This is a genomic window from Arthrobacter gengyunqii (genome assembly GCF_023022985.1).
GTDB lineage: Bacteria > Actinomycetota > Actinomycetes > Actinomycetales > Micrococcaceae > Arthrobacter_B > Arthrobacter_B gengyunqii.
In genome coordinates this window covers 663,352-675,200 of the sequence record NZ_CP095461.1, presented here as the reverse complement: position 1 = coordinate 675,200, position 11,849 = coordinate 663,352, and the positions used below count along the sequence as shown (strand labels likewise).

Annotated in this window: 10 protein-coding genes and 1 pseudogene; 7 read left to right on the top strand and 4 right to left on the bottom strand. The window is 61.3% G+C overall.

What is annotated here, in order from left to right; translation table 11 throughout:
- Positions 1–120: 120 nt before the first annotated feature.
- Both MUG94_RS03180 and MUG94_RS03175 read left to right on the top strand, forming a co-directional pair.
- Positions 121–1,800 (top strand): nuclease-related domain-containing DEAD/DEAH box helicase, encoded by a 1,680-nt coding sequence (locus tag MUG94_RS03180; protein WP_227909303.1) that lies wholly within the window; start codon positions 121–123, stop codon positions 1,798–1,800.
- Positions 1,801–1,993: 193 nt separating this feature from the next.
- On the top strand, positions 1,994–2,782 hold the full coding sequence (locus MUG94_RS03175; RefSeq protein WP_227909302.1) for a hypothetical protein: 789 nt from the start codon (positions 1,994–1,996) through the stop codon (positions 2,780–2,782).
- A 352-nt stretch (positions 2,783–3,134) separates the two neighbouring features.
- On the opposite strand, the gene MUG94_RS03170 is transcribed toward MUG94_RS03175, so the two are convergent.
- On the bottom strand, positions 3,135–4,055 hold the full coding sequence (locus tag MUG94_RS03170; RefSeq protein ID WP_227909311.1) for a YDG/SRA domain-containing protein: 921 nt from the start codon (positions 4,053–4,055) through the stop codon (positions 3,135–3,137).
- Between the two features lie 145 nt (positions 4,056–4,200).
- Between MUG94_RS03170 and MUG94_RS17265 the strand changes: the two genes are divergently transcribed.
- A complete protein-coding gene (locus MUG94_RS17265) occupies positions 4,201–4,443 on the top strand; it encodes an ARPP-1 family domain-containing protein (RefSeq protein ID WP_489884359.1) in 243 nt (80 codons plus the stop codon).
- 478 nt (positions 4,444–4,921) lie between these two features.
- Positions 4,922–6,487, top strand: coding sequence for an SIR2 family NAD-dependent protein deacylase (locus tag MUG94_RS03165; protein ID WP_227909301.1), 1,566 nt, complete (start codon positions 4,922–4,924; stop codon positions 6,485–6,487).
- A 29-nt stretch (positions 6,488–6,516) separates the two neighbouring features.
- On the opposite strand, the gene MUG94_RS03160 is transcribed toward MUG94_RS03165, so the two are convergent.
- Complete coding sequence (locus MUG94_RS03160; RefSeq protein WP_227909300.1) at positions 6,517–6,963, bottom strand: hypothetical protein; 447 nt, start codon at positions 6,961–6,963, stop codon at positions 6,517–6,519.
- Positions 6,964–7,055: 92 nt separating this feature from the next.
- On the opposite strand from MUG94_RS03160, the gene MUG94_RS03155 reads away from it, so the two are divergent.
- On the top strand, positions 7,056–8,342 hold the full coding sequence (locus tag MUG94_RS03155) for a hypothetical protein (RefSeq protein WP_227909299.1): 1,287 nt from the start codon (positions 7,056–7,058) through the stop codon (positions 8,340–8,342).
- A 195-nt stretch (positions 8,343–8,537) separates the two neighbouring features.
- Positions 8,538–9,266 (top strand): hypothetical protein, encoded by a 729-nt coding sequence (locus MUG94_RS03150; RefSeq protein ID WP_227909298.1) that lies wholly within the window; start codon positions 8,538–8,540, stop codon positions 9,264–9,266.
- A gap of 65 nt (positions 9,267–9,331) precedes the next feature.
- On the opposite strand, the gene MUG94_RS03145 is transcribed toward MUG94_RS03150, so the two are convergent.
- Together MUG94_RS03145 and MUG94_RS03140 are read right to left on the bottom strand one after the other, a co-directional pair.
- Entirely contained in the window at positions 9,332–10,513 is a 1,182-nt protein-coding gene (locus MUG94_RS03145) for an SGNH/GDSL hydrolase family protein (protein ID WP_227909297.1), read from the bottom strand.
- 81 nt (positions 10,514–10,594) lie between these two features.
- Positions 10,595–11,440 (bottom strand): helix-turn-helix transcriptional regulator, encoded by an 846-nt coding sequence (locus MUG94_RS03140; RefSeq protein WP_227909296.1) that lies wholly within the window; start codon positions 11,438–11,440, stop codon positions 10,595–10,597.
- Positions 11,441–11,544: 104 nt separating this feature from the next.
- Here MUG94_RS03140 and MUG94_RS03135 point away from each other — a divergent pair.
- Positions 11,545–11,838: pseudogene (locus MUG94_RS03135) on the top strand (VOC family protein); the annotation flags it as partial.
- Between the last annotated feature and the right edge of the window lie 11 nt (positions 11,839–11,849).

Here is an 11,849-nt window from a genome sequence, read left to right as displayed (position 1 = left end):
GTTGATTGGCCAGGGTCCCTGGAAATTCGTTCCTGCCGGGCTCCTGAGGACATATTGGTCGCGTTCCTGCGATACGTTACGGACAGAAGCCGGCACTCGCCGGATCGATGAGGGGGAATCGTGCGTTGCATACCGGACCAACCTGACTTTCCAGACGGCCACCATGCCGAAAAGGGACTTTGGGACACCCTGCGCGCCCAGCTGCCCCACGACGTCGTGCTGGCGCATTCCGTGCACGTCCGCCATGGACGCGCCGAACACGAGATCGACATCCTGGTCCTGTGGCCGGGCGTCGGATTGGCGGCCATCGAGGTCAAGGGCGGACGGATCACCGTCGAAAACGGAAAGTGGTACCAATCCGACGGCAGCACCAGGCGCAGCCTGCAAAGCCCCATCGCCCAGTCCCAGGGCGCCCAGCACGCCTTCAAGGAATTCATCACCAGCGTCCTGGGCACACCGCTCACCAGCCGCTTCGCCTACATGGCAGCGTTTCCCTACACCCATGTTGCGCAGGACTGGCAAATGGCGGGCATCCCCCGCAGCCTTATCATCGACCAGGACGGCATGGCAGATTGCGCCGCGCAGATCCGCACGGTCATCGAGCGCGAGGCACAGGGCGGCTCTCCCCTCTCCCCCACCTACCTCAACCGCATTCTTCCGCACCTGTCCGGAGACCTCGATACCTTCTCCCCCATCGGCAGCACTGCCGCCGAGCTCGAAGACCTGCAGGACCAGCTCACCGAGCGGCAGCGGGTGCTGCTCGATTCCACGCGTGCCATTGACCGGGCGCGCTTTGTCGGCGGTGCCGGCAGCGGCAAGACGTGGCTCGCCGTGGAGAAGGCCAAGCGGCTGGCCAAAGACGGCCAGCGGGTGGGCCTGTTCTGCTACAACAAGGGCCTCGGCGAGCATCTGCGCCGTCAGGTTGCGGGATGGAGAAGGCAAGCGAAGCCGGTGTTCGTAGGCGAATTCCACGAGTACGTCCGGTCCCTGGGCGTGCCCGACGGCACCGGCCAGGACTATTTCGACAAGGACATGCCGGAGCTGCTCAAGTACACCGCGGGGAGCATGGCCATCGAGGACAAGCTGGACGCCATCGTCGTGGACGAAGCCCAGGACTTCGCCCCGCTGTGGTGGGAAGCGCTCCTTGCCTGCCTGAAGAAACCCGACGACGGCGGCGTTTACGCGTTTATGGATGAGCGGCAGAACGTTTACGGCCGGTGGGATGCTGCCACCGCCGGCACCAGCACTGACCCGACCGCAGGGCTGGTGACCCTGCACATTGACGAGAACCTCCGCAACACCCGGCGCATCGCCCAAACGTTCCGGGGTTTCTCCAGTGAACGCTTCTCGCCCCGCGGCGGGGACGGGCTGCCGGTCCGGGTCATAGACTGCGCCACCGAAGATGCGCTGGATGTGGCCAGTGACTGCGTGGACGCGCTCATCGATGAGGGCTGGACGGCCAACCAGATCGCGCTCCTCACTACCAAGGAACGGCATCCGATTCATCAGGAGGCCTTTGAATCCCAGGGCATTCCCGAGTACTGGCGCCAGTTCCACGACAACGATGCCGAATTCTACGGGCACGTGCTCGGCTTCAAGGGGCTGGAGCGCTCAGTGGTGATCCTCTGCGTGAACGGCTTCAAGGACATGGCCCGCGCCCCGGAGCAGCTTTACGTGGGGCTCTCGCGAGCGCGGTGTCTGCTGATGGTGGTGGGCGATCAAGAACTTATCGCTGAGGCCGGCGGGCGTGATCTCGAGCTGGCCTTGGGGCGGGCTGAGACGTGGGTTCCGGGTGTCTGAACTAATTTGAAACAGTAGTCCCTAACCCGATATGAGCACCGGACGAGATCCCCAATCAACTTCGCAGGGAGGTGGCGTTCGAAAGACTGCCCAGGGCATAGAGCTATGATTTGAACAAAAGAAACATATTTTTCATTGAAAATTATGCGCCTCAGTTACACCACAACTGATAGTCAACCGGGGGATCAGAAAAATGCCATACACATACGACTTAGCTGACTGGAGAACCATAGTCGAACGTGCCCTGGCATCCACGCACGAGGGTAATCTCACCTGGGTAGTCAACGAAAGCCCCGACGCCAATGGAAATGCGCTTCAGTTCAAGGCACAGAAGAGACAGACAACCTTGACCCTCTTTGGGCGTCTGCGAGGCTTTTCATACAAAATGTGCGTCGCGCGGGAAGTGGAGGGGCACCCTGTATCTGGCGACCATATCAAAATAACGAATCAGAAGTCAGCAGAGGGCATTCCCTTTGACCTCTTGTTCCGTGCTGTTCGAGACCAAGTACACCAAAACGAGCTAGAAGCAGAAGATCATGCGGCATCCGTCTTCCTGGCTCGAATTCTTGAAAGCATAGAGTCTGGTATTCCAATGGGTGAGGAAGATCAAGAATCGCTCGCCCGTTCCATCCGTGACGAGGACTGGAACATCCTGATTGAACGATTGACCAGTGCCACGAAGCAGGGCGACGTCCAGTGGGAAGGCGACGAAGACGCCGCCGAGGGCGCTTCGTACAGAACTGAGAGGGGAGGCTTGAGCTACGTTCTCGAAAAAGAACCCAACCCAGATCACGGATACACCTTGTGGATTGACGATGGGGAATGGGATTTGGGCAACACCAGGCAGTGGGACGATAGCAGTCTCGAGCGCCTAGCTGAGACTGTTGGCATCCACACGCGAAAGACCGAAGCCCAGTTCGCAGCCATCGCAAAAGCAGCGGATTTGGAAGCCATGCTTGAGGACATCACCGCTGATTCCTGACGAATGTGAGCGGAACTTCTTCCGCTTTTGGCTTGGCTCTGAGCAGCAAAGAGCTTCGGCTGCCGCCCAGAGTTCGGCTCTTGGCGGCAGCGGTATGGCACTTTCTCTTGTGATGCTATCGGTGCCGCCGGCGGCGGTGGAGGGGAAGGCCCTATGGAAACGGGTAGTTGCCCCACCCCTCCGTACGGTAGGTGCGCCAGCGTTCCGATCTGTTAGAGCCGGAGCTGGCGGAAGGCTCGAGTGGAAGCTGCACAGCGAGAACCGTGCAGTCTAGAGCGCACAGCATCAGCACCAGTGGTGATAAAGCTGGGTTGGGAATCCACCGCACGTTTGTTTGCAACAATGCCGTCGGCTATCGAGAGCTGCCCTCAGATATCTCCCGATGATATGCCAGGTACCTCATGTCCAGCTGGTGCTGTGAATGAACGACAAGGTCGGCTTTATACTCACCAAATTGGTAAACCTTCCCGTCGCCATCCACTGTCACCGCATGACCATCAAATTCTTTGTGGCAGTTGGGGCAGAGACACAACAAGTTCGCCAGAATGTCTGGCCCCTCGTGCGGAATGCCTAAAGGCCGGATATGTGCCGCTTCTGCGTATGTTCCCGCTGCCGTCTTCAACTGCGTACCGCAGATCTGACAAGTGTTGTCGTACAGCCTTTTCACGGACTCAGCCACTTCCGCGCTGCGCACTCTGCGGTTAACGACCGTGTTCCGTCGAAGCGGGGGAAGATCCTCTCCACGGTTCAAAGCATGGGCAACTTCGGCGGGTGTATAGCTGTCCAAAGGCTCTGCCTGCAACTGGAATCGAAGGACTTTGTACCCGTCCCGTTCTCCCCAGCTCCACTGCGTCACGAAGAACAGGCCGAGGTACGTGTACCAGCTATCCTTTTTTCGTCCGGTCAGTACCGATTCCCTGGCCAGGACCCGCACTGGTCGCCCCACTTCGTAGTCCCGTACCAGTCCGGCATTGCCTCCGACCAATTCCTGGTCAGCCATGTGACGGCCTGTATTGGAGTCACGACCCCCGAATCCGGTATAGGTAATCAAGTCGCCCTGGACTTCATCATCTGAATAACCATCCGAAAGGCAGATTGACTCAGATCCATCAGCAGTTCCGGAGATTCCGGCTTGGGTGTGCCGGTGTATGCCTGCGTTGTATGCTGCCTGTCTGTTAAGAAATCGACTTCCGGGTGGATACCCCGGTATCTCTCCATACACACGTCGCGCCACCGTATACCCCCATAGAAACCGAGACTTAAACCAAGACATTTTCTGCTCGGCCGTTAACACCAAGCACAGTTGAGCAATCGTCTTAGAAAAAGTCTTTCTAGGGAAATTCACTTCGCAATCAGTCCGCCCCTTGGACACACGCCCGGGGACGTCGGTTTGTAAAAGGTCGCGGCCGTGCAATTGGGTGACCTGGGAGTACTTTGGCATGCTGCTCGGAAAACCGGGAATCAAGGCGGATCGGTGGATAGTCCATTTCGTCAACCGAGCGAACGGCCGCACCTGGGCCCGCGACGTGCTCGTAGGCCCAGGTGAGTCCATGGATATTAAGACCTTTTGCGTTGAAGCCGGACGCTGGGAGGCGTGCCAGAGCATCCACCGCCGCCTGGCACGGCGGGCACCCGTGAATGTCCGCGCCGAGCTGGCTTAGGTGCGCTCGGCAGGACGGCGGAGCTGGGTATTGATGCAGTGGTCAGTCTGTGCCGGTTGGGACGGATGACGTTACCGGCATCGCGCCGGAGAACCAGGCGACGTTCTGGCTGGTGGATTCCACCTCCCCGGAGTTCAACGCCTACGCCGGCTATGTCCTGCAGGAGGCTGCCGCCGCCGTCGAACGCTTCCGCGCTGAAAGCAAAAACCGTGTTGCTGCACTGTGTCCGGGCCGAATCCCGAACCCCGACCGTTGCAGCACTCTACGGTGCGCGTGCCGCCGGAGTGACTCCGTTGGGATCTCTGGAGCATGTGCGCCGGGTCCTGCCCAACGCTCATCCGAACCCCGCCTTCCGAGAGATCCTGGCTGTGGCCGTTGCTCAGGCAACAGAACCCGGCAACTGAAAGGGAACCGCGGCGACTCCCCCGCAAACCGGGCAGGTCCCAGCGCAGGCCGCAGCTCGTGATAGAAATCGCCCATGGGAGAATCGCACGTTTTCGTGACCAAAGGCAGTCTGACCAACTTCGCCTGTGACGCGTGGCTTCTGCCGACGGATCGGTCATACAGCATCAGGAAGCACTGGCGCGATGCGGTACGAGGGCTTGAGTCCGCAGTAAACGACAGCCGGGATGCCCCCTTTGGAAGCAAATCCAAGTTGACCCAACCTCTGGACTCCTGGCCCGTCGGGGAGCCGTTGCCCGTCCTCACAGCGGTGCCGTATGAGGGAATTTCCTCGGTGGACGATCTCATTGCGCCGCTACGCGAGTTTGTTCAGGTGGCGGCCGAAAGCAGCAGGGAACGGTCGGCAAAGGGACGAAGGGATACGGCCCGCCCAGTTCCCCTTCTCGGGATCCCGCTGTTTGGAACGGGCGGAGGCGGAGCGGGTTTTGTCCGCGGAGATGTCATCAAACGCCTGCTCGAGGAGGCACGCCGGGCAGCGGCCGAAGCTCAGGTTGATATTGCTCTGGTCCTCAGGGATGAGAAGGACTTCGCCTTCGCTCAGGAGCTGCGGAAGCGCAACGGCACAGACTGGTGGCCATCCTTGGACCCGGAGGTGCGGGGGCAGGCTCAGCGGCTGGCCGACTATGCCCTCGAGGGTAAGCTCGTGCCGTTCATGGGGGCAGGAGTCAGCATGAGCGCGGGTGCGCCCAGCTGGGGACAGCTTCTGGACGGGCTGGCTTCGGAGGCGCGTCTGTCCGAGCCCGATAAGACCTCCCTCCGGAAGCGCAGCAATCTGGACCAGGCGGGTATTCTGCGGTCCATCTTCAGTGAGCGTGCCGAGCGGGGTGGAACATCGTTCAACCAAGCCATAGCAAGTCGTGTGGACCTGAAACGCTACGGCCTGGCACCGACACTTCTGGCGACCCTGGGTTCCCGTGAAGCGATTACCTTGAACTACGACACATTGTTTGAAATGGCCTCGGCTGACGCTGGGATCCCTCGCACCGTGATTCCTGATGGAGCCCAGGAAAAGAATGCCTGGCTGTTGAAACTCCACGGTTCTGTGACGAATCCGGAGAGCATTGTCCTGACCCGCGACGATTACCTCGGTTTCAATGTCTCTCGCAATGCGCTTTCTGCTCTCGTCAAAGCCACGCTGATGACACAACACCTGTTGTTTGTGGGGTTCGGCTTGGAAGACGATCATTTCCACGAAATCCTCCACGACGTGCGCCGGGCATTGCCCCGAACAGTGCACGAAAAGGACGGGATCGCGACAGCACTGATGCTGTCCAAGGACCCGCTGGGCGAGCGCATGTGGTCCAACCAGTTGAGTCTGGTGTCCATGGGTCCAGATGCCAGTGGATCGACGGCTCGAACTCTTGAGATCTTCCTTGATTATCTGGTGGCACAGGCCGCCGACAGCCATTCCTACCTCCTAGCCGAGGGGTACGAACACGCACTTTCGAATGCAGAGCAGTCACTGCGCAAAAAACTGCAGGATCTGGATCTCCAACTCACGTCTGACGAAAAAGCAAGCAGCGGCGGAAGACGGCTAGAGGCAATGCTTGCTGAGCTGGGGGCCAGCAGCCGAATAGCGTAAAAGCCACCCCCAGGCGCAACAGTTTGGTGTTATTTCTTGAGCTTTACGGTTGTGGTGGTCCCTAGCATGCTGACCTTGTAACTGATGGAATCCCCTTCATATGTGAAGTCTTTAGTCGCATCAGTGGATGCCAAGAGTGCCGAGTCGGTCGCCGCGGCATCCCTCTGCGACGTCCACGTGTGTTTTTCCCCCGCCTGCGTTGGGGGTTCGAATGTTCCAACCCAGTAGATGGATGTCGTGTCGCCTCCGTCGCTGACCCAGTCAATCGTTATTGTGTCCGCAGTGATGGTGGCTTGTTGGAACGATTCCTCACTCGCGGCATTACTTTGCTTCCATTGACCGGTTAGGTCAGGAACCTCGGAGGTCTTTTCAACTGCATTAGGGCTGGAAGCGTTAGCTGGCGTCTCTTCTGATCCTCCGCACCCCGTCAGGGTCAAGGCCATGGCAAGAACGATCGGTGCAATAAATCTCTTCATACGGTCACTCTTACATACTCACGCGTATACGTTTGACTTTATATGCTAGGTATTGGCGGATATGGAGCCGCCAATATGCCACAATGAACCCCGTGAATGAACCCACTAATGAAGTGCCAAGCGAAGTCCAAATAGTTGTTTCCGGTGACAGCGCACTGGTAGCAGGCTCGGACGCGGCCGTAGCCATGCTGTTTGAGCGCCTGGATGTGAAGCCGTCGTCCGCCAAACCCACCGGGCAATCCGCAAAGGACCTGTTCGCGGGGATTCTCGGCATCGATGCACTCGCTTCCGGATTCGATCCTCGGTGGGTTCACATGACGAGTGAGAGCTACCAGCGCCTGAATGAACTGGGGAGTTTTAACCAGCTTCAAGGCGGTCTGCTTTCCGGCGTGATCCGCGGAGATATGGGCCGCATTGACCAGTACATGAAGTTTGATGCCCTTGGCATGAACCCCATGATCAAGTCGAACGCCGCGCTTCTCGTCGCCGTCATGGCGGTTCGCACCGCTATCGCCGACCTCGAAGCACTCGTCGCAGCCATGGATGTGAAGCTCGACCAACTCCTTGAGGACAACCGCATCGCTGCGCTTGGAGATATTCAGGGTCTAACCCACGTTTTGGGCCGGGTCTTCAACCTCTACCAAGAAACCGGCAAGATTACTGACACCGCATGGAGTCAAATCTCCGGTCATGCTTCCGCATTGGCGCAGGCTGAGGCTCGGGCGCGAGGACACGTGGACAGTCTCGCGAACGCGTTGGCTGTTAAATTATTCAACGACCGTGCCGATGCGGTGGAACGTGCCGCCAGCGGCGAATTGCAGCGATGGTTGGTCATTCTCGCAGCCACACACGTGAATCAGCAGCGCCTTGAGGTCCTTGAGTTGGCGCATTTGCGTCAAGCGGATGCTGAAGCGGTGGCCGCTCATGCCGAAGCCGCCCGCGCCGCTGTGGAAGAACGACGTCTCGCCCTTACCGATAGCGTGCAGCGGCTGGCGGATTCCCTGGGCGGCGCCGCCGATGTCAGTGACGCCAACCGTGTCCGGTCTCCGCTCAAGGCACGGAAACTCCTCCGGGAAGCTCAGAATACCCTTGAACTGGTCACTGCTTACGCCGATGTGGCGTCCCTCGACATTGTGGTTGGGGACGTCGAACGCGAATCCTGGCGCAAGTCACTTTCCGATTTAGCTAAGGGCACCGTGGCCGAAGTTCGCTCGTCTGCTGCATCCGTCCCCGACGAGCTGAGCCGCCTGCGTGAGGATCAGGTACTCAAGAAGGCCGATCGTATCGCGGAAAAAGCCGGCCGGATTGCGGAGAAGCGTGCGCTGATCGCTGCACCCGTGGACAATCTGTCCCAAGACCCAGAATTGGAGAAGAAATAGGAATCATGCCATTCCAGCTCCGAGAAGTACTGTTGGGGCGCCGCTAAGCCCCACAAACGATGAGACGACAGGCCGTGAATAGACCCCTGCTCTCTTCGCTCGTGCGGCTAGGCTGACCGTGGAGTATCACCCGCCCGCTCCGGGCGGCACACCGCATGCGCCGTCACGGCGAACTAATTACAAGGGGAATAACGCGTGAGTGAACCGACGCAGCCAAACGACCAGTCCGGAAACAACCCCGGACCGTGGAATTCCGGCCAGCAGCCCGGGCAGCCTGCACCCGGCCAGCAGCCGGGGCAGCAGAGCCCCTACCAGGGCGGACAGGCTAACCCCGGCGCCCCGGGCAACTACAACTACCCCGCGCCGGGAGCCCCGGGGCAGAACGGTTACGCGTATCAGGGAAGTCCCTACGGCCAGATGACTCCCGCCGAAGATCCGTCCCGCCCCAAGCAGGTGGATCAGGCGTTCTGGCTGCTGATCGCGAGTGCCGTCCTGGCACTGATCGCGCTGCCATTCGCATTGGTTTACGTGAACTCACCCGAATACCTCGACTCCCTTGAGGAGACGTTTCGGAACGCCGGGCTGGAGGTTGATTCCGATACTCTGGCCGCCAGCGTCGGGGCCGGTACCTTGACGGCTGTACTGTCCGCCATCTTCGGTCTGGCAGTCCGGGTGGCGCTGGCCTTCCTGGTACGGGCAGGCCACAACTGGGCGCGCATCCTCATCACGATCTTCGCAGTACTCGGGCTCATCGGGCTCATCGGCCTGTTCTCCTCAGGTGCAGTCGCCGGGACCCTCACGCTGCTGGCCACCCTCGCCACCCTCGCCGCCGTCGTACTGCTGTTCATGAAGCCATCCAGCGAGTACTTCACCCGGAAGAAGGCCTACCGGCAGGCCAAGAAGTTCGGCGGATACCAGGCCTAACCGCCTCGTTGTTCCGCTGTCGGGGTGCAGGCTGAACAAGCCTGCACCCCCACGCTTTTTAACGCCTAGACCACAGCCCGTTTCCCGACCTGCCCAAACGGCCCCTCACCTGCGAACGCATACTGTGCAAACCGCTCCCCGATCAGCCAGTGCGTGGCACTGTCCGGGTGCAGCGCATCGGGCAGCGGATGCGCTGCGGCGTCGCCGGCGCCATACAGGGCAATCCCGTCCAGATAGTGGAGGTTCACGTCCTCGGACCGGCGTTCCGCTAGGGACGCCAGCGCCTCGCGGATCACCCGTAGCGTCAGCTGGCCGGCAGCCACGCCCTCCGCCGAACCGGTGGCAATGAACTTCACCTGATCCGCGCCAAACGTCGCCGGGTCGAAGGCACCGGGGCCCGGAGTGTCCTCGTGGATGCCGCAGAAAATCGGCGACACGAGCAGCAGGGGCGTCTCCGGATGTCCCTCGCGGATGGTGTCCAAGAACCCGTGCACCGCGGGCACAAACGACCGCAGCCGCATCGAGTCCAGGTTAACCACGTTGATGCCCAGCTTCACGCTGATGATGTCGGCGGGGGTATCGCGCATCACCTGCGCGGTGAAGGGGTCGACGACGGCGCTGCCGCCCAGGCCCAGATTGAACAGTTCCACCCCGCCCAGCTGCGCGGCCACGGCAGGCCAGATGCCCGACGGCGTTGCCGCGTTCGATCCGTGGCTGATGGAGCTGCCGTGGTGCAGCCAGACCGGCCGGCCGGAGTGGTGCGGCTTCACCGGCGCATCGCTGTGCAGTTCCACCAGCTCCACCGATTCGTTGTGCGGCAGCCAGATCTCCACCACCTTTGAACCGGCAGGCAGACCGGAAAAGATGCTGGTGTGCGAGGGACCCTCCACCTGCCGGCTGGCACCGGTGGACATGTTCACCTCGGTGTATGAACCTCCGGTGAGCGTGTCGCTGTGCACCAATTCGCCGTCGACCATCAGGTCCACGTGACCGCGCGGCCGGTCCGCACCGAGGTAGACCACCCGGGTGGGATGCGTGACCAGCTCCAATTGCTCCGCCGTCGTAGAGAAGGCCAGCCGGACACCGGAAGGCTGCGACTCGGCCATCAGCAGCTGCGGGTCCGGGAAACGCGTGCGCACCGATGCGGGCAGGCGGTGCGGCCGCAGTCCCCGGGCGGTTGTTTCGAGTTCCACAGTTCCGTGGACGAGTTCGGATGTGATGGCAGTGGTGATCATGGTGACTTTCATCAGAGTTCAGGTAATTCCAGCTAGGCAACTTTAGTGCATCCGGCTCGGCGGGCACTTTCGGCGGAGGAACCAGCTGGGGACCTATGACCCGCCCGCGGACCGCCGGTAGCTGCTGGCGGTGAAGCCGAGGATCTCTCGGAACGCTGACGCCAGATGAGCCTGGTCGGCGTAGCCCAGCTCGGCGGCAATGTCCGCAATAGGGGTGGAGGGACTCAGCCTCACCCGCTCCGCGGCCTCCTGCAATCTGTATCGGCGGATCATGGCCAGCGGCGGCAGCCCCACATGCCGCCGGGCCAGCCGCTGTATCGTCCGGACGGAGACGCCAAGCTGCTCGGCGGCCTGTTCCACGCGCATTAGCGACGGATCCGACTGGATCAGGTCCTCCAGCCGGTTTGCCAACAAAGCATCCGCGTTCGGAACAGGAACCCGCACCTCCAGCCAACGGGCGGCTGCAACGACGGCGGCCGCCCGGCGGGACGCACCGCCGTCGTCGTCTTGGTCCGTCCTTATCTGTTCGTCGCGCATAGTGCCGTCCGAATCAGTGCCGCCCGACAGGGCAGCCGAGACCGCCGTCAGCAGCTCCGGAGCTTCGACCGGGATTTCAATGTCGCGCAGGCTGCCCGGATCCTGAACGAACACCGGCACCGCCGCCGGACGCAGCAGCATGCCCACTGCCCAGCCCCGTCCGGACAGGTCCCGGAAGGAGCGCCGGGTCGCGGGGCCGGAGAGCGTGACGCCGTCGGGCTGGACCACCAGGTTCAATGCGGGAAAGGGCAGCAGTTCCTGCCGGGACATCCGGCCCGGAGCCAGGTTCCATTCCGGAATCCAGAACCAGCGCACCCGGTCCGACAGCGCTTCAGCAGGCAGGATGCGATGGAAGACAGGCAGCCGCGCCGGGTATAGCGTGCCCCGCCACTGCTCCTCCACCTCTCCCCTCCCTCCCGGCGTCCCCGTCATTCCTGTCGCGAATCTCCAAGCCCGGCTCCGGAGCTGCTGCCTACGCTGACACCATGACTACATCAAACAGCCCAATGTCCAGCACGAATCCATCAACGACACAGCCTTCAAGTGCGCCGGCACCTCCTGACAGCACGGCCGGGGTCACCGGCGCCCACACCACCGGCGGCATTCCGCACGGCGTCACCAGCCTGACACCGTTCCTTTCTGTGCCGGACGCCCGTGCCGCCATCGACTTCTACCGGGACATCTTTGGCGCCCGAACTGTGGACGTCACCGAGATGGGCGGCGTGGTGGTGCATGCCGACCTGGACTTCGGCAACGGCAGGCTGCAGCTGGGCGAGCCGAACCCCCAGTACGGACTAGTTGTACCCGGCCA

What these genes read in the sequence shown, in the direction of transcription:
- MUG94_RS03165 (WP_227909301.1), top strand. Translation starts at nt 4,922, where the DNA reads ATGGGAGAATCGCACGTTTTCGTGACCAAAGGCAGTCTGACCAACTTC.
- MUG94_RS03170 (WP_227909311.1), bottom strand. Translation starts at nt 4,055, where the DNA reads ATGTCTTGGTTTAAGTCTCGGTTTCTATGGGGGTATACGGTGGCGCGA.
- MUG94_RS03175 (WP_227909302.1), top strand. Translation starts at nt 1,994, where the DNA reads ATGCCATACACATACGACTTAGCTGACTGGAGAACCATAGTCGAACGT.
- MUG94_RS03145 (WP_227909297.1), bottom strand. Translation starts at nt 10,513, where the DNA reads ATGAAAGTCACCATGATCACCACTGCCATCACATCCGAACTCGTCCAC.
- MUG94_RS03160 (WP_227909300.1), bottom strand. Translation starts at nt 6,963, where the DNA reads ATGAAGAGATTTATTGCACCGATCGTTCTTGCCATGGCCTTGACCCTG.